At 64.2% G+C, this 21,960-nt stretch carries 18 protein-coding genes and 1 pseudogene; 12 read left to right on the top strand and 7 right to left on the bottom strand.

Annotated features, from left to right (window positions below; genetic code table 11):
* Positions 1-51: 51 nt before the first annotated feature.
* Positions 52-2,196, top strand: coding sequence for a sodium-translocating pyrophosphatase (locus K1177_RS14230; protein WP_224704030.1), 2,145 nt, complete (start codon positions 52-54; stop codon positions 2,194-2,196).
* Positions 2,197-2,290: 94 nt separating this feature from the next.
* Here K1177_RS14230 and K1177_RS14225 read toward each other — a convergent pair whose 3' ends face one another.
* Complete coding sequence (locus K1177_RS14225; RefSeq protein ID WP_224704029.1) at positions 2,291-3,673, bottom strand: serine hydrolase; 1,383 nt, start codon at positions 3,671-3,673, stop codon at positions 2,291-2,293.
* A 229-nt stretch (positions 3,674-3,902) separates the two neighbouring features.
* Here K1177_RS14225 and K1177_RS14220 point away from each other — a divergent pair, with 229 nt between their 5' ends.
* A complete protein-coding gene (locus K1177_RS14220) occupies positions 3,903-4,454 on the top strand; it encodes a dihydrofolate reductase family protein (RefSeq protein WP_224704028.1) in 552 nt (183 codons plus the stop codon).
* Here K1177_RS14220 and K1177_RS14215 read toward each other — a convergent pair.
* From K1177_RS14215 to K1177_RS14205, 3 genes are all read right to left on the bottom strand, one after another.
* Positions 4,451-5,074 carry a chloramphenicol phosphotransferase CPT family protein gene (locus K1177_RS14215; protein ID WP_224704027.1) on the bottom strand — a complete coding sequence of 208 codons (624 nt, stop codon included), beginning with the start codon at positions 5,072-5,074 and terminating at the stop codon, positions 4,451-4,453. The genes K1177_RS14220 and K1177_RS14215 overlap by 4 nt on opposite strands.
* Before the next feature lie 75 nt (positions 5,075-5,149).
* Complete coding sequence (ppa, locus tag K1177_RS14210; protein ID WP_224704026.1) at positions 5,150-5,686, bottom strand: inorganic diphosphatase; 537 nt, start codon at positions 5,684-5,686, stop codon at positions 5,150-5,152.
* Between the two features lie 96 nt (positions 5,687-5,782).
* Positions 5,783-6,232 carry a universal stress protein gene (locus K1177_RS14205; RefSeq protein WP_224704025.1) on the bottom strand — a complete coding sequence of 150 codons (450 nt, stop codon included), beginning with the start codon at positions 6,230-6,232 and terminating at the stop codon, positions 5,783-5,785.
* 114 nt (positions 6,233-6,346) lie between these two features.
* On the opposite strand from K1177_RS14205, the gene K1177_RS14200 reads away from it, so the two are divergent.
* Positions 6,347-6,934, top strand: a complete 588-nt coding sequence (locus K1177_RS14200; RefSeq protein ID WP_224704024.1) for a hypothetical protein — start codon at positions 6,347-6,349, stop codon at positions 6,932-6,934.
* Between the two features lie 62 nt (positions 6,935-6,996).
* On the opposite strand, the gene K1177_RS14195 is transcribed toward K1177_RS14200, so the two are convergent.
* From K1177_RS14195 to K1177_RS14185, 3 genes are all read right to left on the bottom strand, one after another.
* Positions 6,997-8,124 (bottom strand): hypothetical protein, encoded by a 1,128-nt coding sequence (locus tag K1177_RS14195; RefSeq protein WP_224704023.1) that lies wholly within the window; start codon positions 8,122-8,124, stop codon positions 6,997-6,999.
* A gap of 113 nt (positions 8,125-8,237) precedes the next feature.
* On the bottom strand, positions 8,238-9,182 hold the full coding sequence (locus K1177_RS14190) for a DMT family transporter (RefSeq protein ID WP_224704022.1): 945 nt from the start codon (positions 9,180-9,182) through the stop codon (positions 8,238-8,240).
* A gap of 254 nt (positions 9,183-9,436) precedes the next feature.
* Positions 9,437-10,366: a tyrosine recombinase XerC gene (locus K1177_RS14185; protein ID WP_224704021.1), complete on the bottom strand. Its 930-nt coding sequence runs from the start codon at positions 10,364-10,366 to the stop codon at positions 9,437-9,439.
* 79 nt (positions 10,367-10,445) lie between these two features.
* On the opposite strand from K1177_RS14185, the gene K1177_RS14180 reads away from it, so the two are divergent.
* The 9 genes and pseudogenes from K1177_RS14180 to K1177_RS14140 all read left to right on the top strand — a co-directional run bounded on the left by K1177_RS14180 (position 10,446) and on the right by K1177_RS14140 (position 21,907).
* Positions 10,446-11,390, top strand: a complete 945-nt coding sequence (locus tag K1177_RS14180; RefSeq protein WP_224704020.1) for an omptin family outer membrane protease — start codon at positions 10,446-10,448, stop codon at positions 11,388-11,390.
* An 87-nt stretch (positions 11,391-11,477) separates the two neighbouring features.
* Positions 11,478-13,646: a primosomal protein N' gene (locus K1177_RS14175; RefSeq protein ID WP_224704019.1), complete on the top strand. Its 2,169-nt coding sequence runs from the start codon at positions 11,478-11,480 to the stop codon at positions 13,644-13,646.
* 220 nt (positions 13,647-13,866) lie between these two features.
* Positions 13,867-14,409: a F0F1 ATP synthase subunit delta gene (locus K1177_RS14170; protein ID WP_224704018.1), complete on the top strand. Its 543-nt coding sequence runs from the start codon at positions 13,867-13,869 to the stop codon at positions 14,407-14,409.
* Positions 14,409-15,944, top strand: coding sequence for a F0F1 ATP synthase subunit alpha (atpA, locus tag K1177_RS14165; RefSeq protein ID WP_224704017.1), 1,536 nt, complete (start codon positions 14,409-14,411; stop codon positions 15,942-15,944). The genes K1177_RS14170 and atpA overlap by 1 nt, the downstream gene beginning before the upstream one ends.
* A gap of 24 nt (positions 15,945-15,968) precedes the next feature.
* Positions 15,969-16,853, top strand: a complete 885-nt coding sequence (locus K1177_RS14160) for a F0F1 ATP synthase subunit gamma (protein ID WP_224704016.1) — start codon at positions 15,969-15,971, stop codon at positions 16,851-16,853.
* A 37-nt stretch (positions 16,854-16,890) separates the two neighbouring features.
* Positions 16,891-18,318 (top strand): annotated as a pseudogene (atpD, locus tag K1177_RS14155) (F0F1 ATP synthase subunit beta); the annotation flags it as partial.
* Between the two features lie 58 nt (positions 18,319-18,376).
* Positions 18,377-18,802 carry a F0F1 ATP synthase subunit epsilon gene (locus K1177_RS14150; RefSeq protein WP_224704014.1) on the top strand — a complete coding sequence of 142 codons (426 nt, stop codon included), beginning with the start codon at positions 18,377-18,379 and terminating at the stop codon, positions 18,800-18,802.
* A gap of 252 nt (positions 18,803-19,054) precedes the next feature.
* Complete coding sequence (locus tag K1177_RS14145; RefSeq protein ID WP_224704013.1) at positions 19,055-21,214, top strand: methyl-accepting chemotaxis protein; 2,160 nt, start codon at positions 19,055-19,057, stop codon at positions 21,212-21,214.
* A 96-nt stretch (positions 21,215-21,310) separates the two neighbouring features.
* Positions 21,311-21,907 carry a PDC sensor domain-containing protein gene (locus K1177_RS14140; protein ID WP_224704012.1) on the top strand — a complete coding sequence of 199 codons (597 nt, stop codon included), beginning with the start codon at positions 21,311-21,313 and terminating at the stop codon, positions 21,905-21,907.
* The last annotated feature ends 53 nt before the right edge of the window (positions 21,908-21,960 follow it).

Below are 21,960 nucleotides of genomic sequence, written 5' to 3'. Positions count from 1 at the left end.
CCCGGCCGGGTCAGCGTTGAGTCCCTGGAGGAACATCTAGAGGGACTTTCTATGACTTTGGCACTCTGGCTGATCGTCGTATGCGGCGCTCTGTCCATCGTCTATGGCGTGATCACCACGCAGCAATTGCTGGCCGCCGACAGCGGCTCGGCCCGCATGCAGGAGATTTCGGCGGCGGTGCGCGAAGGCGCCTCGGCCTATCTCAAGCGGCAATATACCACCATCGCCATCGTGGGCGTGGTCATCCTGGTCGCCGCCTTCTTCCTGCTGGGCATCTATGCCGCCATCGGTTTCCTTTTGGGCGCGGTGCTTTCGGGCGCGGCGGGGTTCATCGGCATGAATGTGTCGGTGCGCGCCAATGTGCGCGTGGCCCAGGCGGCGATTTCCTCGCTCGGCCATGGGCTGGACCTGGCGTTCAAGTCCGGCGCGGTCACCGGCATGCTGGTGGCGGGGCTGGGCCTATTGGGCGTCACGCTCTACTTCATCGTCCTCACCCAGCTGCTGGGCTTTGCCTATAATGACCGCGTGGTCATCGATGCGCTGGTGGCGCTGAGCTTTGGTGCCTCGCTGATTTCTATCTTCGCCCGTCTGGGCGGCGGGATCTTCACCAAGGGTGCCGACGTGGGCGGCGACATGGTGGGCAAGGTCGAAGCCGGCATTCCCGAAGATGATCCGCGCAACCCCGCCACCATTGCTGACAATGTGGGCGACAATGTCGGCGACTGCGCCGGCATGGCGGCCGACCTGTTCGAAACCTATGTGGTGACCATCGTCGCCACCATGGTGCTGGCCGCCATCATCCTGCCCGAGCCATTCCGGCTGATGGGCATGGTGCTGCCGCTGGCTATTGGCGGCGCCTGCGTCGTCACCTCGATCATCGGCACCTATTTCGTCAAGCTGGGCGCCGACAACAATATCATGGGCGCGCTCTACAAGGGCATCATTGCCACTGGCGTGCTGTCGCTGGTGGCGCTGCTGCCGGTGCTGTGGTTCGTCTTCGGCGATCTCAATGTGTCCATTGCCGCCAATGACAAGACCTTTACACCGATGAGCCTGTTCTGGTGCGGCGTGGCGGGCCTGGTCATCACCGGTCTGATCATCGTCATCACCGAATATTACACCGGCACCGGCCGCCGCCCGGTCAATTCCATTGCCGAGGCTTCGGTCACCGGCCATGGCACCAATGTGATCCAGGGCCTGGCGGTATCGCTCGAATCCACCGCCTTGCCGGCCCTGGTCATCATTGCGGGCATCATCGTCACCTATAATCTGGCGGGCCTGTTCGGCATCGCCTTTGCCGTCGCCACCATGCTGGCCCTGGCCGGTATCGTGGTGGCGCTCGACGCCTTTGGTCCGGTTACCGACAATGCCGGCGGCATTGCCGAAATGGCCGGGCTCGACAAGGCGGTGCGCCACAATACCGATGCGCTCGACGCGGTGGGTAATACCACCAAGGCCGTCACCAAGGGCTATGCCATTGGCTCGGCGGGTCTGGGCGCCCTGGTGCTGTTCGCCGCCTATACGCAGGACCTCATCTACTTCTCGGGTCTGCCCGATGCCCCGGCGATCTTTGCCGGCATGGGCACGCTCACCTTCTCGCTGGCCGATCCCTATGTGGTGGTGGGCCTGCTGTTTGGTGGGCTGTTGCCGTTCCTCTTTGGCGGCATGAGCATGACCGCCGTGGGCCGCGCCGCGCAATCGGTGGTGGTCGAAGTCCGCCGCCAGTTCAAGGAACGGCCGGGCATCATGGCCGGCACCGAAAAGCCCGACTATGGCCGGGCCGTCGACATGCTGACCAAGGCGGCGATCAAGGAAATGATCGTGCCCAGCCTCCTCCCGGTGCTCAGCCCGATCGTGGTGTTCTTCGTGATCTACTGGATCGCCGGGGCCGCTGCGGGCTTCTCGGCCCTGGGCGCCATGCTGATGGGCGTCATCGTCACCGGGCTCTTCGTCGCCATTTCCATGACCGCCGGTGGCGGCGCCTGGGACAATGCCAAAAAGAGCTTTGAGGACGGCTTCACCGATAGCCATGGCGTCAAGCACCTCAAGGGCAGCGACGCGCACAAGGCCAGTGTTACCGGCGACACTGTCGGCGACCCCTACAAGGACACGGCGGGCCCCGCCGTCAACCCGATGATCAAGATCACCAATATCGTGGCGCTGCTGCTGTTGGCGGTGCTGGCCCATCTGGGCTGACCAGACGGCGTCTCGACCATAAATGACGAAGGCCCGGGGCGTGTGCTCCGGGCTTTTTCGTCAGGGAACGGTTGCGTCCTTGGCGCGGCGCGGTTCACGGCTGCAGTTTGAGCGCCGGCATGGCCTGGCCATTCTGGTGCAAAGTGAGGGATTTGACCTCACCATCCTGCACCTCGAAGGTGATCTGCGCGTCCACGACCTTGTAGAAGAACTGCGTCTCGCTCTCGGGGAAAATCGGGAAGGCGTCCTGGCCGGTCAAGCGGGCCAGGAGCTGGTCGCCCTCGCGCGTGACGGTGAGCACCATGCCCAGGCCCAGCACGTAGTCGCCGACGTAACCGGCATAGAGCGCCGGATCGATGGCCACTGCGGTCCGCAGCCTGGGCTGGGGCGCCAGCGGGATGGCCGGGTCAAGAATATGCATGCCAATGTCATTGACGCCCTGTTGCGCGGCCATATTGGTCAGCACCACCACGCCCTTGCCGCTCCTGCGGTCAAAGCCGGCAAAGCTGGCATAGCCGCCGGTCATGCCGTTGTGCCAGACGATCTGTGATCCCGGCGTCGTGGTGATGAACCAGCCCAGGCCAATCTCGGTGTCGTCGCTGACCGGCCTAGTGCGCGCCAGCATGGTGTCGAAGACCGGCGCCAACTCGGGCGCGGCCTGGCCGCTGGCGGCGGCGATGAATTTGATGAGGTCGCTGCTGGAGGTGAGCAGGGCGCCAGCGGGGGCAAAGACATCGAAATCCCAATTGGCCACAGGCTCGCGCGCGCCGTTGTGGCCCTGCGCCATGGCTGCCGGCAGCGGACTGCCGGTCAGTTCGAGACGGGTTTCGCCCATGTCGAGCGGCGCCAGGATGGTGTCGGTGATCACCTCGGCATAGTCGGCGCCGGTAACATGGGCAATGGCCAGGCCGAGCAGGGCGGTGCCGGCATTGTTGTATTCAAAGCGCTCGCCGATGGGCCGGGGCAGCGTGTAGCTGGCCAGCCAGGCCTGCAGCCCCTCCGCCCCATATCCGGAATAGGGATTGTCGGTGCCGCGGGCGAGCAGGTCCGGCGGCAGGCCCGAGAGCCCGGCGCTGTGCGTTGCCAGATCGAAGGCGGTGATGGCCTGTCCGGGCGCCTGCGGCAGCTCGAACCCGTCGGGCAGATAGCGTGTGATCGGTGCATCGAGATCGATCCGGCCGGCATTGACCAGTTGCGCCAGCGCCAGGTTGGTAAAAAGCTTGGTGATCGAACCGGCTTCGAAAATGGTGTGCTCGGTCACCGGCGCGCTGCCATCGCGCGTCAGCGTGCCATGCGAGACAAAGCGGGTCTGGCCGTTCTCAATCACGGCCACGGCGATGCCGACATTGGCCTGGTCCCGCTCGATGCGATCAACAAGGATGCTGGCGATCGTGCTGTCCGTGGGCAAGCTGGCCTCCTGCGCGAGGGCGGGCGCGGCCAGAGCGGCGGCGGCCGTGAGAATGGCAATGAACTTCATGAAAAGCGCCTCGTCATTGTGCAATCCCGTTTTGTACACCGCCCGGCCCGGCAATTGGACCGAAAAGCCGATATCCATCGCCGCCATCGTCCCGTCGCAGGAGCGGTCTGGCTGGCGGGTCCCGGCTTGACGGGACGGCGCTCACGGCGTCGAAATCACCATAGCCCGTTCGTCATGCTGTCGAATGGCCGGTCCGATGGGACGGGCTGCAGCCTTGGGAGAGTTCAAAATGCGCAAAGTGATGGCCGGCCTGTTTCATTCCGTCGATGGCGTGGTGGAAGCGCCCTACAAGTTCCAGTTCGATCGCTTCGATGATGATCTGGGTGCGATGCTCACCACCATCCAGGCCGAGACCGATCTGGTGCTGATGGGCCGGGTGGGCTGGTCGGAATGGGCCGGCTATTGGCCGACCGCCAGCCAGGACGGTGATTTTGCCGATTTCATCAATACCGTGCCCAAGCATGTCGCCTCGAGCACGCTGACCCAGGCAGACCTCACCTGGTCCAATTCCCATCTCATCGACGGCGACCTGCTCGAGCATGTGCGGCGTCTCAAGGCGGCGCCGGGCGGCACGATAGCGGCCATGGGCGGCATTTCGCTGGTGCGGCAATTGCTGTTCGCGGGCCTAATGGACGAGTTGACGCTGATCACCCATCCGGTGGTGGCCGGCGAAGGTCGGCATCTGTTCGAGCCCGATGACCCGACGACCCGGCTCGATCTGGTGCGCAGCGTGGTGACCGCCAAGGGCAATGTGGTCTCGACCTATCGCAAGGCGGACTAGACGCGCCGCCGCGTCTGGCCGATTTCGGCCAGGCGCTCAAACGCGCTGGGGCGCGGCGGGGCGGCCAGTGCCGCGCCGATCGCCTGGGCGCAGGCCTCCGGCGTCATCTGGCTGGTGTCGAGGTTCAGGTCATAGATCCCCGGCACATGCACCGCATCCTGCCAGCGCTGCACCGGGGCGGGAACGCCCTCGCCCTGTACATACATGCTGTCTGTACCTGCATTGCGGCGCGCCATGATGACCTCGAGCGGGCAGTAGACGCCGACGAACAGCACGTCGAGCCCCTCAAGGCTTTGGGCGCAGGCGGGCAGGATGCCGAGGGGGCGCGTGTAGTGGTCGTGGTGGCCGACATCGGCGACCACGTCAAAACCGGCGCGGGCATGCGCAGCAATGCTGGCATAGAGCGCCAGGAACAGCGGGCGGACCATGGGCTCGAGATCAGGGCGCTCGCCGCCCGGACGCAAGCCGATGCCGGGCAGCAGATGTGGCGGCAGGGCGCGGTTCTGCGCATCGACGCCCAGGTTGATCCAGCTGCCGGCCAGGCCGGACTGCAGCGCAGCGGCGATGGAGGACTTGCCGGCGCGGGGGGCGCCGTTGAGGATGACGATGCGGCCGGTCATGCGCTTTCCCTGAAACGACAACGGGGGCGATTGCTCACCCCCGTTCAGAATTCGGACAACCAGCGTCTTGCCGGCTTACTTCTTGGCGGCCTCGGCCAGGGCGATGGAGTCCAGGATCACCTTCTTGGCGTCGTCATAGCCGCCGACATGGCTGATCTTGGCCCATTTGCCGGGCTCGAGATCCTTGTAGTGGGTGAAGAAGTGCTTCACGCGCTCGATCTGGATCTCCTGCATGTCGCCGATGTCCTTGATGGCATCATACATGCGGGTCAGCTTCTGCACCGGCACGGCGAGAATCTTCTCGTCCTGGCCGCCATCGTCTTCCATGAACAGCACGCCGATGGGGCGGCAGCGCACCACGGCGCCGGGCACCAGCGGGCGGGAGTTCATCACGATCACGTCGAGCGGATCACCGTCGCCACACAGCGTGTGGGGCACGAAACCGTAGTTCCCCGGGTAGCGCATGGGGGTGTACAGGAAGCGATCGACGAACAGGGCGCCACTGGCCTTGTCGATCTCGTATTTGATCGGCTCGCCGCCCATGGGGACTTCGATGATGACGTTGAGGTCGTCGGGCGGGTTCTTGCCGATCGCAATGGCGTCGATATTCATGGGCTGCTTGCCGTTCAGATGAGGGGTCGGAGCAGGGGCAGGTTCTGCCCAATACGCCCCTCAAAGGCAAGGCAATTCCATGCAACCGCCCTATGCTTATTTCACGATCAGCACCGGAACGGTGGCGCGCGCCAGCACTTCGGCGGCCTGGCTGCCCAGCAGCATGCGCTCGATGCCGCGTCGCCCATGCGAGCCCATGACAATGGTGTCGCAGCCCCGCTCGGACGCGGTCTGCACAATGGCGTCGGCCGGCCGCTGCTGGGCCACATGCAGTGTCTGCGCGGCGATTCCGGCTGCCTCGGCCATGGTCCGGGCCGCCAACAGAATCTGGCTGGCCTGGGCGGCATAGGCGGCGTCGAGCTGGTCGAGGATCGGGCCGGCGTCGAGGGCGCCAAAGCCGCCGGCGCCCAGCGTGGTGCTCACCGGGTCCGTGGCGGTCATGATGGTCACGCCGGCGTTGTGCAGGCGCGCCAGGTCGAGCCCGGCCGCCAGGGCCTTGTTGCTCAGGTCCGATCCGTCAGTGGCAATCAGAAGCGATGTGAACATGGCCGTGGCCTCCTTGTGCAACAGAGCTTGCCATGGCCGTGCTGGCGTCACATTGATCTGGATCATCGGGCCGTCGCGCCGCTGTCGCCCCCAGGCACCCAAGGAGGTCCAACCATGTCCAAGCCCGTTTTCCGGGTCCGCCCCGTGGCCATTGCCCTGTCCGCCCTGGCGCTGGGCTGCGGCCTCAGCGCCGGGCCGGCCCTGGCCCAGTCCGGCTTCACCAGCGCCTATACCGATCTGCGGCTGGACACCGATTGCCTGGTGCTCGATGCCGACGACTTCGGGGCCAGCTGGTCCTGCCCGGGCTACAAGGGCTATCCGGTGCGGGTCAGCGAGGGCGACCTGCGCTTTACGATTGCCTATGGCTACAACATCGACAAGGAGCCACCCAGCCAGGGTTTCGGGCCGTTCAACAATTTGGGCGAGAAGATGGAGTGGCGGCTGAGCAATGCGCTGGGCCGCTGGATGCCGGTGGCCACCATCGTGCGCTATCACCTGGCCGATCCGGAGACCGGCGAGAACAGCGAGCAGGTGCTGGTGGTGACCCAGCTGGTGGAGGGCAATACCTGCCACATCGCCTATGTCGATGCCCGGGCCAACAGCAATGCCAATGAGCTGGCCCGCGCGGCGGCCGACAAGGCCGGCGATTTCGATTGTGCCAATGACACTGTCGCCAAGCCGGGCAAATTCGCCGCCTGGTAGGCCGCAAAAAAACGGCGGGGTCGCCCCCGCCGTTGCTGATTTCAGTCGATCATGCCTGTCGCCTAGCGCAGCACGGCCCGGCCATCCTCAAAGGCCGTGCGGCAGTCACTGGCGTCATGGCCATTGTCGCTGTCGAGCAGCACCGAGGCGACGCCGGGGCCCTCGAAGCGCGGGTCGTCGCACTGCTCGTCATTGGCATAGCTCGATTCATCGTCGCCAAAGTCGATGCCGCTGCTGTCATAGGGGGCGCCGGCGACATATTCAGGCGTATAGACGGTGCGGATGCTCACCTGGCCAGAGGCCTCGAGGGCGCGGCAGTCGCTGGCGTCGGCGCCCATGTCCTCGCTGAGCAGCTTCTTGTCGGTGCCCGGGCCGGTGAAGCGCAGGTCATCGCATTCGCCGTCATTGGCGTACATGCTGGTGTCGGTGCCGTAGTCGAAAGCGGGCATGTCGGCGCCCGACAGGCGCAGCGTCACGGTACCGGCCTCAAACGCGGCCTGGCAGTCGCTGGCGTCGCGCATGCGGCTTTCGGGCGAGGGCTTGGCGGTCATGCCGGCGCCGGTGAAGTCGGGGTCATCGCATTCCCCGTCATGGGCCCATTCCCCGGAATCGTCGCCGAAGTTGATGCGGCTGGTCATCGGGTTGCTGCTGGTGGCGGGGGTCTGGTCGACGGGGCTGCTGTCGCCGGTCTCGTCAACCAGGGTCACGGTGCCGTTCTCGAAGGCCGTGCGGCAGTCGGTGGCATCATGCATGCGGTCGGCATCGAGCAGTTCAGCGGCCGAGCCGGCGCCGGTAAAGCGCGGGTCGTCGCATTCGCCGTCATTGGCCCATTGGCTGCTGTCGTCGCCGAAGTCGGGCAGGGTCGCGGCGGGCGTTTCCACCGGTGTGTCGGTCGCCGTCTCGGGCGCAAGGGTCACCGTGCCGGCTTCGAAGGCGGCCTTGCAGTCGGTGGCATCGTGCAGGCGGTCGGCGTCCAGCAGCTCAGTGGCCGAGCCGGTGCCGGTAAAGCGCGGATCGTCGCACTCGCCATCATTGGCCCATTGGCTGGAATCGTCGCCAAAATCGATATCCGAATCGCTGGCTGCAGTCGGCGCTGGAGTGGTGCCAGACTGTGCCAGGGCCGGTGCGACGCCGCCGACCACCAGTACCAGGCCCAGCGCCGTGCGCGCGAGCAATGTCTTGAAAGCCATCATTGTGTCCCTTCGCTTAACAGTCAGCCAGTCTCTTGCCTGCACACTAGAGCGGCTTTGGGGCCGCCAAAAGCCCCGGGGTCAAAGAATCGCCCCGAGGCTTAACCGGGCGTTCAGGCGGCGGCCTGGCGGGCGCGGCGTTCGGCGCGGCTGAACAGCACAGAGCCCAGCAACACCAGTGCCGTGCCCAGGGCGTGGTAGATGGTGAAGGGTTCGCGCAACACCCAGACGGCGATGACAATGGTCGCCACTGGGCCAAAGGCGGCGGTGGACGAGGTGGCGCGGGCGCCGATGCGGGCCATGCCGGCATTCATCAGAAAGCTCGGCAGCACCGTGCCCAGAATGCCCAGCGCCAGGCCATAGACCCAGACTTCGGGTGACAGCATCCAATAGCTGGCGGGGCCGGCCAGGATCAGGTTCTGCGCGATACCGGCGACCGCTGCGGTGGACATGCCGATACAGGTGAACAGGGCCGAGCCCAGCACCAGCATCTGCCGCTTGGCCAGGTGCTGGTAGAGCGCAAAGGTGATGGCCGAGCCCAGGACCAGCAGCGTGCCGACGACGAGGCCATCGGGATTGATGGCCAGGTTCCAGCCAAAGATCACTAGCAGCCCGGCATAGGACACCAGCATGGCCGGCACCACGCGCCAGACCATGCGGTCGCCAAACAGCCACACGCCGAACAGCAGCACGAAAAAGGGATAGGTGAACAGCACCAGCCGCTCATATTGGGCGGTGAGGAAGTTCAGGCCAAGGAAATCGAGATAGCTCGAGAGGTAATAGCCCAGCAGGCCCACCGCCATGCTGGTCAGCACCAGGCGCGGGGTGAGCAGACTAACCAGCTTGTGCTCGCGCCGCAGGATTGTGACTAGAATCACCAGATAGACCGGCAAGGCCACCAGCATGCGCAGGCTGAGCAGCATCTCGGTGGAGACACCTTCACCATAGGCGAGCTTGATGAAGATGCCCTTGGTGGAAAACAGCACGGCGCCAGCGACGGCAAAGGCATAGCCCAGCGGATCGGCAGCGGCGGAATTGGTCTGGTGCGGGGTAGACATGAGGCGGTTCCTGAAGAGGTCCGCCTTTGTCAGTCACCGACCGCCAGGGGCGGACCGGTGAGACGAAGGGCTGACGTCAGCGCTCGTTCCGGTCCCGTGGGGAGCCAGAAAGCCAAATCGAAAGCAGGATGATGGCCGTGGTGCGCATGGCTGTGTCCTAGCGGCTATGGATTGGTGATGACAAGGCTAACGGGACGCTATCGGTTCGGTGCGAAGTGATATTGTTTTTCCAGCAGGGTGCGAGAGGCCATCGCTCAGCCCCGGGGATGGGCCTTGCGATAGCTGTCGAGCAGGCGATCGGTATCGACGGCGGTATAGATCTGGGTCGAGGAGAGGCTGGCGTGGCCCAGCAGTTCCTGGATTGCCCGCAGGTCACCACCCTTGCCCAGCAGATGGGTGGCGAAGGAATGGCGCAGGGCATGGGGCGTAGCCGAGGCCGGCAGGCCCAGCGCGCCGCGCAATTGGGCGACGCGCAGCTGGATCAGCCGGGGCGAGAGCACGCCACCCTTGACCCCGCGGAACAGCGGCTCCTCGGGCCAGGATTTGAACGGGCAGAGTTCGATATAAAGATCAATGGCTTGGCGCACCGGGTCGATCAGCGGCACCATGCGCGTCTTGCCGCCCTTGCCGGTGACCCGCAGCACCTGGGAATCCAGGTCGCCCCTGGTCAGCGACAGTGCCTCCGCGATACGCAGGCCGGCGCCATAGCACAACGACAGCACGGCCATGTCGCGGGCGGCGACCCAGGGGCGGTCTTCCAGCTCATGGGTGGTGTCGATGGTGGCGCGCGCTTCGGCCACCGTCAGCGCCTTGGGCAGAGAGCGCGGCAGCTTGGGCGTGCGGATGACGTTGAGCGCCTCGGTCGTCATCACCTCTTCGCGCTCGAGAAAGCCGAAAAAACTCTTGAGCGCCGAGAGCACCCGTGCGAGCGAGCGCGAGCCGAGGCTTTCGCTGCGGCGCTGCGCCATGAAGGCGCGAATATCGGCGGCGCGCAGGGCCTTGAGGGTTGCCAGCGTCACCGGCCCGCCGGTATGACCGGCCAGAAAGGTCAGGAACTGGTCGAGGTCGCGGCCATAGGCTTCCAGCGTATTGCTCGCCAGGCGTCGCACCGAGCCGAGTTCGCGCTGCCAGGCGTCGACCTGGCTGCGGACGAGGGCATCGGTGGCAAAGGCGGAGTCGACCATATCGTCACTCTCGGTTGGGATGGTAAACTCATCGTTAACTGGCTGGCATTACCGTGAAATCTGACAGGAGAGCCAGCCTATGACCATGACGCACGCCGCCTGCCGCTTCGCGCTTGTGCTGGCATTGCTGACGTCGGGCGCCGCGGCGCAGGACTATAGCTATACCAGCCCCGACAGTGCGGTCCGCATCAATGGCGGCATTGGCGCCCTTTATCTGCGCGGCAATGAATATGTGTTCACCGGCGATGCCACGCTCAGCCAGCTGATCTGGGAAACGCGGGCCCCGGTGCTGCGCGGCAGTCTGGCCGTCGATGTCGGCAGCGGTTTCAGCCTGTCGGCCGAAGGCAGCGTGGCCGGCTTCGGCTCAAGCTATATGGAAGACTACGACTGGCTGGTGCGCACCAATAATTTCGACAATTGGACGCATCGCTCGCAGCATCCCGATACGCGCATGGAGCATTATGTGACCGGCGCGGCCATGGTGGGCTATGATCTGGTCAAGGACCCTGATGCGGTGGTGCGCATGCAGGCTGGCGTCAAATACAGCGACGTCAAATGGTCGGCCTATGGCGGCAGCTATATCTATAGCTCCAATGGCTTCCGCAATGTCACGGGCAATATCCCCGACGGCACAATAGCGGGCAGCTATCGCCAGATGCTGCCGGAGGTTTTCGTCGGTTTCGACGGTGACCAGACCTATGGCAATATCCGCGTCGGCGGCATGCTGCGCGGCGGCCTGACCGTCTTGGCGCAGAGCCGGGACAATCACTGGCTGCGCGACCTGCTGATCGTGGACAATTTCCGTCCCGCGCCGACATTTGCCGCCGGGCTCGATGTCGGCTTCTCGTTCGGCCCCATGGCGGAATTCGTGGTCGCCGCCCGCTATGACCAGGCGTTCCAGATGCGTGGCAAGTCCGAATATTTCGATACCAGGACCGGCGTGCGCACCATTGTGGACGACAATATCGGTGGCGCTGACCTGCGCAGCGCTGAAATCACCGCAGGCCTGCGCGGCCGCTTCTAGCCGTCACAAGAGGGAAATCGCACTGCCGGTGCTTTGGCAGAATCAGTTGCGCCCCCATATGGTCTGATGCGAACAGACCGGGCACAAATGGAACACCGTCCTGACATCGTGGCCGTCATGGTCAGCGTGGCCGTGGAAGGCCCCTATAGCTATCGCGTGCCCGCCGGCATGGCGGTGGAGCGCGGCTCGATCGTGTCGGTGCCGCTGGGGCCACGGCTGGTGCCGGGCGTCGTCTGGGGGCCGCCCAAGGATATGGTGGCACACAATCGCCTGCGCGATATCGCCATGGCCTATGAGGTGCCGCCGCTCAGCGATGAGTTGCTCAAGCTGGTCGATTGGGTCGCCCGCTATACGCTGGCCGCGCCGGGCCAGGTGCTGCGCGCCGTGCTGCGTTCCACCGAGGCGCTTGATGCGCCCAAGCCGGTGGTGGCCTATCGGCGCACGGGGCAGGAGCCCGCCAAGCTGACGCCAGCGCGGCTGCGGGTGCTCGATGCGCTCAATGATGATCTGGCCTGGCCCAAGACCGCATTGATCGGGGCCACGGGCGTATCGTCATCGGTGATCGAGGGGCTGGAAAAGGCCGGCGCGATCGAACGCATCGAAATGCCGCCGGGGCCAATTGTCGAGCTGCCCGATCCCGATGCAGCCGTGGCGACCCTGTCCGAAGGTCAACAGGCGGCGCTCAATGATATTCTGGCGCTCGATGCGCAGCAGTTCGGCGTCGCCCTGCTCGATGGGGTCACCGGCGGCGGCAAGACGGAAGTCTTTTTCGAGGCGGTGGCCGATACGCTGCGGGCGGGGCGACAGGCGCTGATCCTGCTTCCCGAGATTGCGCTCACCAATACCTTCATCAACCGCTTCACCAAGCGCTTCGGCACGCGTCCGGCCGAATGGCACTCCGACATGACGCCGGTGCAGCGCGCCAAAGTCTGGCGCGGTGTGCTTGATGGTTCGGTGCGGGCTGTGGTGGGCGCGCGCTCGGCGCTGTTTTTGCCGTTCCGCGAACTGGGCATGCTGGTGCTCGATGAAGAGCACGACGGCGCCTATAAGCAGGCTGATGGCATTACCTATCATGCCCGCGACATGGCGGTGGTGCGGGCGCATCTGAGCGGGGCGCGGGTGATCCTCTCCTCGGCGACGCCGTCGGTCGAGACACGCAACAATGCCAATAGCGGCCGCTATGCCCATGTGCTGCTGACCAGCCGCTATGCGGCGGCGGCCATGCCCAATATCACCACCATCGACATGCGCATCGACGGGCCCGAGAAGGGGCAGTGGATTGCCCCCGAACTGGCGCGCGAAGTGTTTGCGGCGCTCGACCGGGGTGAACAGGCGCTTCTGTTCCTCAACCGGCGCGGCTATGCGCCTTTGACCCTCTGCCGCTCCTGCGGCCACCAATATCAATGTCCGGACTGTTCAGCCTGGATGGTGGAGCATCGCTTCCGCGGCGTCTTGATGTGCCACCATTGCGGGCACGAGGTGCGCACGCCCACGGTTTGCAGTGCCTGTGGCGAGGCCGATGCGCTGGTGGCTGTGGGGCCGGGCATCGAGCGGGTGGCCGAGGAGGCCGCGGCGCGCTTCCCCGATGCACGGCGGGTGATTCTGTCCTCGGACATGGGCAGCAATGCCCAGTTGCGCGAGCGCCTCGCCGAAATCGAGCATGGTGAATATGATCTGATCATCGGCACGCAATTGGTGTCCAAGGGGCACCACTTCGAAAAGCTGACCGTGGTGGGCGTGCTCGACGCCGATCTGGGCCTGGCGCATGGCGACCCCAGGGCGGCAGAAAAAACCTTCCAGATCCTGACGCAGGTGGCGGGCCGGGCCGGGCGCGCGTCCAAAAACGGCAAGGCGTTCCTCCAGACCTATCATCCCGATCATCCGGTGATGCGCGCCATGGTGACCGGCGACCGCGAGGCTTTTTACGCCCATGAGCTGGCGGCGCGCCAGGCGGGCGGCTTGCCACCCTTTGGCCGGCTGGCAGCACTGATCGTCTCGGCCAATGATCACGATACCGCCATGGGCTATGCCAGGCGTCTGCTGTCGGCGGCGCCCATGGCCGAGGGCGTGCGCCTGTTCGGCCCGGCCGATGCCCCCGTTGCCATGGTGCGCGGCCGTCACCGGGTGCGGCTCCTGGCCCAGTCGGGCAAGGACTTTGATCTCTCGGGCTATGTGCGATTCTGGCTGGGCGCGGCCGAGAAGCCCACGGGCAATCTCAGGGTGCAGGTGGATATCGATCCGATGAGCTTTATGTAGCCGGGCCTGCGACACTTTCGCCGCAATTGAATCATCGGACCAAGCCTTGCAAGGCGCGCGAGCCTTGTGCTAGAGCGGGCGCGACTTTGAAGGGGTCTCCGGACGTCCCCTTTCCCAAACAAGAATAAGCGTCAGCGACCGCCCGGGTTATCCCACCAGAACAGGCGGCAAGCAGGCAAGCAACCAAGAGGGTGATGCGGCATTGGCAGCGCAGAATTCAGTGCTTACCCAGATCGCTCGGCCATATGCGTCGGCGCTGTTCGATCTCGCTGAGAGCGAGAACCAGTTGGCATCGGTCGAGACGTCGCTTTCCGACGTCTCCCGCCTGATCGGGGAAAGCGCAGACTTTGCGCGCTTCCTGCGGTCGCCGGTGATTACCGCAGACACCAAGGCTCAGGCGCTTGATGCGCTTCTGGGCAAGGCCAAGACCAATCCGCTGGTCGGCAATTTCCTGCGCCTGATCGCCAAGAACGGTCGCCTGTTCGCGCTCGATGCCATCATCGCCGGTTTCCGCGAACTGGCCGCCAAGGCCCGCGGTGAAATCACTGCAGACGTGACCTCGGCTGCGCCGCTGAGCGCCGAGCAGGCGTCGGCGCTGGCCGATACGCTCAAGGCCAAGGTCGGCAAGACCGTCACGCTCAACCAATTCGTCGATTCGTCCCTGATCGGCGGCCTTCAGGTGAAGGTCGGCAGCCAGATGATCGACAGCTCGATTAAGACAAAACTCGCTGCGATGAAGATCGCCATGAAAGAGGTCGGATAATGGACATCAAAGCCGCGGAAATTTCTGCGATCCTCAAGGACCAGATCAAGAATTTCGGCCAGGAAGCCCAGGTTTCCGAAGTTGGTCAGGTGCTCTCGGTCGGTGACGGCATTGCGCGCGTCTATGGCCTGGACAAGGTGCAGGCCGGTGAGCTCGTCGAGTTCCCGGGCGGCATCAAGGGCATGGCCCTGAACCTTGAAAGCGACAATGTCGGCGTCGTGATTTTCGGCAATGACCGTTCCATCAAGGAAGGCGATGTCGTCAAGCGCACGGGCTCGATCGTGGACACTCCGGTTGGCATGGGCCTGCTGGGTCGTGTTGTCGACGGTCTGGGCAATCCCATCGACGGCAAGGGTCCGATCGAGCACACCGAGCGTCGCCGCGTCGACGTCAAGGCTCCTGGCATTCTGCCGCGCAAGTCGGTACATGAGCCGATGTCGACCGGTCTGAAGGCCATCGACGCGCTGATCCCGATTGGCCGTGGCCAGCGCGAGCTGATCATTGGCGACCGCCAGACCGGCAAGTCCGCCATCATCCTGGATACCTTCCTCAACCAGAAGCCGGCGCATGACGCCAATGCTTCGGACACCGACAAGCTCTACTGCATCTACGTCGCCGTGGGTCAGAAGCGTTCGACCGTTGCCCAGTTCGTGCGTCAGCTCGAAGAAGCCGGTGCGCTGCAGTACTCTGTGGTGATCGCCGCTACCGCGTCCGATCCGGCACCGCTGCAGTATATCGCGCCCTTCACCGGCTGCGCGATCGGCGAGTTCTTCCGCGACAATGGCAAGCATGCCGTGATCGCCTATGACGATCTGACCAAGCAGGCCGTTGCCTACCGCCAGATGAGCCTGCTGCTGCGTCGTCCCCCGGGGCGTGAAGCCTATCCGGGCGACGTGTTCTACCTGCACTCCCGCCTGCTCGAGCGCGCTGCCAAGCTGAACGAAGACCACGGTCTGGGTTCGCTGACTGCGCTGCCCGTGATCGAGACCCAGGCCAACGACGTGTCGGCCTATATCCCGACCAACGTGATTTCGATCACCGACGGCCAGATCTTCCTTGAGACCAATTTGTTCTTCCAGGGTATCCGCCCTGCCGTGAACGTGGGTCTGTCGGTGAGCCGCGTGGGCTCCTCGGCCCAGGTCAAGGCGATGAAGCAGGTTGCCGGTTCGCTCAAGGGCGAGCTCAGCCAGTACCGCGAAATGGCGGCCTTCGCCCAGTTCGGTTCGGATCTGGACGCAGCCACCCAGCGTCTGCTTAACCGCGGTGCGCGTCTGACCGAGCTGCTCAAGCAGCCCCAGTTCAGCCCGCTCAAGATGGAAGAGCAGGTTTCGGTGATCTTTGCCGGCGCCAATGGCTATCTCGACAGCATCCCGGCCAACAAGGTGGGTGATTTCGAGCAGACGGTGCTGTCGGCACTGCGCGGCAAGTATGCCGACCTGCTCAAGACCATCGCGACCGAGAAGGCCCTGAGCGACGACACCCGTGCCAAGCTCAAGTCTGCGCTCGACGAGATCAAGAAGACCTACGCGGCCTAAGGCCAGCAGGGAGATCGACGGCCAATGCCTTCGCTAAAGGACCTCAAGAACCGGATCGACTCGGTCAAATCGACCCAGAAGATCACCAAGGCCATGCAGATGGTCGCGGCGGCCAAGCTCCGCCGTGCCCAGGATGCTGCCGAGGCCGCGCGCCCCTATGCTGAACGCATGGGCAAGGTGCTGGCTGCGCTTGGTGCCGTTTATGACGGTCAGGAAAATGCGCCTGTGCTGCTGGGCGGCACGGGCAAGGATCAGGTGCATCTGCTGGTGGTTGCCACCGGCGAGCGCGGCCTGGCCGGCGGCTTCAACTCCTCGATCGCCCGCATGGCGCGCGATCATGCTGCCAAGCTGCTGGCGCAGGGCAAGACGGTCAAGATCCTCACCGTTGGCCGCAAGGGCAACGATATCCTCAAGCGCCAGTATCCTGACCATATCGTGGACACGTTCAACTTCCGCGAAGTCAAGCAGGTGGGCTTTACCCAGGCCCAACTGGTGACGGACAAGATCCTGGCCATGTTCAATGCCGGCGAATTCGACGTGGCGACGCTGTTCTTCGCCAAGTTCGGTTCGGTGATCAGCCAGGTGCCGACGGCCCAGCAGTTGATCCCCGCCAAGCTGGCGACCAAGGCGGAAGGCCAGGTCGAGGCACCCAGCGTGCCCTATGAATATGAGCCGAGCGAAGAAGCGATCGTGGAAGACCTGCTGCCGCGCAATATTGCGGTGCAGGTGCTGCGGGCGCTCCTGGAAAACAGTGCCTCGTTCTATGGCGCGCAGATGTCGGCAATGGACAATGCGACCCGGAACGCCGGCGAAATGATCGGCAAGCTGCAGCTGAGCTACAACCGCCAGCGCCAGGCCCAGATCACCAAAGAACTCATCGAAATCATTTCGGGCGCGGAAGCGCTCTAAGCAATCGAAGCGAAGGACGAAACAAATGGCAGAGAAAAAGGCCGGTCGCGTATCGCAGGTCATCGGTGCCGTCGTCGACGTGACGTTCGACGGTCACCTGCCGGCGATTCTCAACGCGCTTGAGACCATGAACAATGGCCAGCGTCTGGTTCTGGAAGTTGCCCAGCACCTTGGTGAAAATGCCGTGCGCACCATTGCCATGGACACCACCGAAGGTCTCGTCCGCGGCGCGGAAGTGATCGACCTGGGCACCGCCATCTCGGTGCCGGTTGGTGAAGCCACGCTGGGCCGCATCATGAACGTGATCGGCGAGCCCATCGACGAAGCCGGCCCGATCGGTTCGACCGATCGCCGCGAAATCCACCAGGACGCTCCGGCCTTCGCCGAGCAGAACCCGGAAAGCCAGGTGCTGGTCACCGGCATCAAGGTGGTGGACCTGATCGCTCCTTACGCACGCGGCGGCAAGATCGGCCTGATGGGCGGCGCCGGCGTGGGCAAGACCGTGCTGATCCAGGAACTGATCAACAACGTCGCCAAGGCGCACGGTGGTTACTCGGTGTTCGCTGGCGTGGGTGAACGCACCCGCGAAGGCAATGACCTGTACTACGAAATGATCGAATCGGGCGTGAACAAGAACCCGACCGAGCATGGCGGTTCTGCTGCCGGTTCGAAGTGCGCCCTGGTGTTCGGCCAGATGAACGAGCCCCCGGGTGCGCGCGCTCGCGTGGCCCTGACCGGCCTGACCATCGCCGAGAACTTCCGCGACCAGGGCCAGGACGTGCTGTTCTTTGTGGACAACATCTTCCGCTTCACCCAGGCCGGCGCCGAAATGTCGGCTCTGCTGGGTCGTATCCCGTCCGCCGTGGGTTATCAGCCGACGCTGGCGACCGACATGGGCGCGATGCAGGAACGCATCACCACCACCAACAAGGGCTCGATCACCTCGGTGCAGGCCGTGTATGTGCCGGCCGACGACTTGACCGACCCTGCGCCGGCCACCTCGTTCGCCCACTTCGACGCCGTGACCGTGCTCAACCGCGCCATCTCGGAAAAGGGCATCTATCCGGCCGTGGATCCGCTGGCATCGAACTCGCGCATTCTCGATCCGCTGGTCGTGGGCGACGAGCACTACCAGGTGGCCCGCCGCGTGCAGGAAGTGCTGCAGAAGTACAAGGCGCTGCAGGACATCATCGCGATTCTGGGCATGGACGAGCTGTCGGAAGAAGACAAGCTGGTCGTGGCCCGCGCCCGTAAGGTTGAGCGCTTCATGAGCCAGCCCTTCGACGTGGCCGAAGTGTTCACCGGTTCGCCTGGCGTGTTCGTGCAGCTCGAAGACACCATCAAGGGCTTCAAGGGCCTGGTGGCTGGCGAGTACGATCACCTGCCCGAAGCGGCCTTCTACATGGTCGGCACCATCGAAGATGCCGTCAAGAAGGCCCAGAAGCTGGCTGCTCAGGCTGCCTAATTCCATGATCGGGCTTGCCCTGGGGGCGAGCCCGAACTTCCGCTAAGGGACCAAAACTATGGCTGAAGGCCTCAAGATCGAGATCGTGTCGCCGGAGCGTCTGGTGCTGTCGGAAGTCGTGACCTCGGTCACCGTTCCGGGCACCGAAGGCTATTTCACGGTCATGAATGATCATGCCCCGTTCATGACCACGCTTCGTCCCGGTTTCATCACCGTGAACGGCCTGAACGGCAAGGACGAGATCTTCTTCGTCAAGGGCGGCTTTGCCGATGTCTCCCCGGATGGCCTGACCATCCTGGCAGAGCAGTCGGCGCCGTTCTCCGAGTTCGACCATGCCGACCTGGCCGCCCAGATCAAGGCTGCCGAGGCCGAGCTGGCCAATGCTGCCACGCCCGAGCACAAGTCCTACGCCCAGGAAGTGGTGAGCGCGCTGGCCAATCTGGCCATCGAAGCCGGCCAGATCAACGGCGGTCACGTCCACTAGACGGTCTGGATCGATCCAAATTCAAGCGCCCGTCGGCCCATGCCGGCGGGCGTTTTTTTGTCGCTCTATGCGTCTGCTGGTCGGGCGGAACAGCGCATCGCCTTGCCCGCGATAGACGCAGATCGCCCAAAAAACAGGCAAACCATTGGCAAATAACAGAAATTGAGCGCCGACAACGATCTGTTAACCCGGTGGCCGCACACTGCCCTCCAAACGGCGCCTTGAGGCGACCGATATGACCTGGGGTTCACAATGGGTTCTGTGCTGGCCAACATCCGGCTGACCTTCGCCATCGCCGCCCTGGCGATTGTCTCGATCATCATTGCCATCGGCGCTGTGGTTGCCGGCATCTACATCAATCTCTCGCAGAGCACGCAGGCTGATGCCGCCAAGGCCGTCCAGGATGCCACACGCATCAGCGCCGAAATTCTGCGCGTGAACCTGCCGAGCCTGGAGGTGACGGCTGATGAAACCGGCACGGTCGCCGCGCTGACGATGCGCTCGATGCCCAAGTTCCGCAATCATGGGGTGATCGACACCATCGCCATGGTCGCCGGACAGGACGCGAGCATCTATGTCTTCAACAGTGAAGTCAGCCCGGACTTTACGGTCGGCACCACAAGCCTGCTGCAGAGCGACGGCGAACGCCGGCTCGATGCCAGCATCGCCGCCGGTACGCCATTGTTCGACGCGCTGATGGCCAATTCGCCCGTCAGCGCGCAGGAGACCATCGCGGGTGCCGACTATTTCACCCAGTACCAGCCCATCGCCATGGCTGATGGCACGGTCATCGGGGCGCTGATGGTGGCGGTGGCGCGAGCGCCCATCGAAGCCGTGATGGGCAGCAGCCTGTTGATGCTCGGTGTGGTGGGCGGTGGCGCCTTTGTGGTCATTGGCGCTGTGGCGCTGCTGCTGGCGCGTCGCCTGACGCAACCGATCCCCAAGTTGTCAGCAGCGATGAGCGCCATTGCTGCCGGCAAGAGCGATACACCGGTGCCTTTTGTCGAGCTGGGCAATGAGGTGGGCGACATGGCGCGCGCGGTCGATGTGCTGCGTGCCAGCACGGTGCGGGTGGCCGAGCTCGGTGCCGAAGCCCGCAGCCATCTGGATGCTGCGGCCGATCATACCGGCCAGCTCAACGCCATCTCGGCAGCGCAACTGGTTGCCGAATTCACGCTCACCGGCGAAATTCTCACGGCCAACCAGAACTTCCTGGACCGGCTGGGCTACCGTCTCGAGGATTTGGTGGGGCGCCCCAATGCGGCGATCCTGTTCGACGCCGACCCCAGCTCGATGACCTACCGCCAGTTCTGGCTGGACCTGGCCGGCGGCGCCTCCAAGAACGGGGAATATCGCCGGCGCAGCCGCGATGGTCGAGAAGTTTGGATCCAGAGCACATTTGCGCCGATCCTGGGTGTGGATGGCGCACCCTACAAGGTTGTGCAGTTTGCCACCGACGTGACGGCGCGGGTGCAGGCTGTGGCCAACGTACGCACGGCCCTGCTGGAGCTGGCGCAGGGCGACCTGACGCAGACCATAGAGACGCGCTTCTCGGCCGAATTCGAAGATCTGCGCCTGGCGCTCAACGACACGGTCAATCGCTTCGCCGACGTGGTCGGGCAGTTGCGGGCGGTGTCGCGCTCGGTCCGCTCGGCGACGGGCGAAATCCTCTCGGGCGCCAATGACCTCAGCGAACGCACCACGCGCCAGGCCGCAACCATCGAGGAGACATCCGCGGCCATGGAGCAATTGGCCGGAACAGTGGCCGGCAATTCGCGCATGGCGCAGGACGCTGCCAGCAAGGCCGGCGCCGTATCCTCCTCGGCAGCCGAGAGTGGCAACGTGATGGCCGAGGCCAGCGATGCGATGGAGCGGATCACGGCCAGCTCGGCCAAGATCTCCAATATCATCGGCATGATCGACGATATTGCCTTCCAGACCAATCTGCTGGCCCTCAACGCCTCGGTGGAGGCGGCGCGGGCGGGCGATGCCGGCAAGGGCTTTGCCGTGGTTGCCGTGGAAGTGCGCCGGCTGGCACAGAGCGCGGCGAGCGCCTCGGCCGACGTCAAGGTGTTGATCGAGCAGTCCGCCCGGGAAGTGCAGGGTGGTCGCCAGCTGGTGACCGATGCGGCGCAGCGGCTGGGCATGATGCTTGGCGCGGCGCGCGACAATAGCGAGCTGGTGGACAGCATTGCCCGCGCCAGCCGCGATCAGGCCAATGCCATTGAGGAAGTTTCCCAGTCTGTCCGCATTCTGGATGAAATGACCCAGCACAATGCGGCGCTGGTCGAACAGACCAATGCCGCCATTGAACAGACGGAAGCGGAGGCCCGCAAACTGGACGAAATCGTAGATATTTTCCGCCTGGATGCCTCTGCGAAATTGTCGATGGATCGTTCACGCGCCGCTTAAACTGCAAAAGTTCTGCGGCTAGTGATATTTATCTGCTGTTTACGTTCTGCCGTCATTGTGTTTCCAGGCCGTCTCGAACGGTGAGGAGCACTATCTATGTCGATTACCAATCTGCTGCGTCCCGGCGCCTATGCGCTCGGTCTTGTCACTGTAATGTCCTTTGGCGCTGCCACGCAGGCCGAGGATGAGTTCACCGCGCCCCTGACTGCCCTGGCGCAGTCCGAGATCGCCGCATTTGCCAGCGATCCCGCTGTGATCTCGGCGATCATGGCCCAGAACGCGGTGAGCGGCAGCTATGACCAGGCCAAGATTGACGAGCTGGACACGCAGTGGCGCGCCGAAGTGGACGCTGCCAGCAAGCCGCTGATCGATGCCACGATGGCCAATGCGGCGTCGCAGTATCTCAAGGGCGTGCAGGACGCCTCTGCCGGCAAATATACCGAAATCTTCGTGATGGATGCCAAGGGCCTCAACGTTGCGCAGAGCACGTTGACCTCCGACTATTGGCAGGGCGACGAAGACAAGTTCACCGCCAGCTTTGGCGCGGGCGCCGGCGCTGTTCATGTCAGCGATGTCGAGCAGGACGAAAGCACCCAGGTCTTCCAGAGCCAGGTTTCCGTGCCGATCGCTGATCCGGCCACGGGCAATCTGATTGGTGCCATCACCGTGGGCGTCGACGTCTCGATGCTCTAGTGCCATCGGCGGCGGCTACGGCCGCCGCCTCAGTTCTGTCGGTTCTCTGAAGG

The sequence above is a fragment of the Devosia aquimaris genome (genome assembly GCF_020169335.1).
GTDB lineage: Bacteria > Pseudomonadota > Alphaproteobacteria > Rhizobiales > Devosiaceae > Devosia > Devosia aquimaris.
This window is presented reverse-complemented; position numbering and strand designations above follow the sequence as displayed.

Coding starts and splice junctions, on each gene's coding strand:
- K1177_RS14215 (WP_224704027.1), bottom strand. CDS start 5,074: ATGACCGGCCGCATCGTCATCCTCAACGGCGCCCCCCGCGCCGGCAAG.
- K1177_RS14200 (WP_224704024.1), top strand. CDS start 6,347: ATGTCCAAGCCCGTTTTCCGGGTCCGCCCCGTGGCCATTGCCCTGTCC.
- K1177_RS14145 (WP_224704013.1), top strand. CDS start 19,055: ATGGGTTCTGTGCTGGCCAACATCCGGCTGACCTTCGCCATCGCCGCC.
- K1177_RS14140 (WP_224704012.1), top strand. CDS start 21,311: ATGTCGATTACCAATCTGCTGCGTCCCGGCGCCTATGCGCTCGGTCTT.
- K1177_RS14160 (WP_224704016.1), top strand. CDS start 15,969: ATGCCTTCGCTAAAGGACCTCAAGAACCGGATCGACTCGGTCAAATCG.
- K1177_RS14150 (WP_224704014.1), top strand. CDS start 18,377: ATGGCTGAAGGCCTCAAGATCGAGATCGTGTCGCCGGAGCGTCTGGTG.
- K1177_RS14225 (WP_224704029.1), bottom strand. CDS start 3,673: ATGAAGTTCATTGCCATTCTCACGGCCGCCGCCGCTCTGGCCGCGCCC.
- K1177_RS14195 (WP_224704023.1), bottom strand. CDS start 8,124: ATGGCTTTCAAGACATTGCTCGCGCGCACGGCGCTGGGCCTGGTACTG.
- atpA (WP_224704017.1), top strand. CDS start 14,409: ATGGACATCAAAGCCGCGGAAATTTCTGCGATCCTCAAGGACCAGATC.
- K1177_RS14180 (WP_224704020.1), top strand. CDS start 10,446: ATGACCATGACGCACGCCGCCTGCCGCTTCGCGCTTGTGCTGGCATTG.
- K1177_RS14185 (WP_224704021.1), bottom strand. CDS start 10,366: ATGGTCGACTCCGCCTTTGCCACCGATGCCCTCGTCCGCAGCCAGGTC.
- ppa (WP_224704026.1), bottom strand. CDS start 5,686: ATGAATATCGACGCCATTGCGATCGGCAAGAACCCGCCCGACGACCTC.
- K1177_RS14175 (WP_224704019.1), top strand. CDS start 11,478: ATGGAACACCGTCCTGACATCGTGGCCGTCATGGTCAGCGTGGCCGTG.
- K1177_RS14220 (WP_224704028.1), top strand. CDS start 3,903: ATGCGCAAAGTGATGGCCGGCCTGTTTCATTCCGTCGATGGCGTGGTG.
- K1177_RS14230 (WP_224704030.1), top strand. CDS start 52: ATGACTTTGGCACTCTGGCTGATCGTCGTATGCGGCGCTCTGTCCATC.
- K1177_RS14205 (WP_224704025.1), bottom strand. CDS start 6,232: ATGTTCACATCGCTTCTGATTGCCACTGACGGATCGGACCTGAGCAAC.
- K1177_RS14190 (WP_224704022.1), bottom strand. CDS start 9,182: ATGTCTACCCCGCACCAGACCAATTCCGCCGCTGCCGATCCGCTGGGC.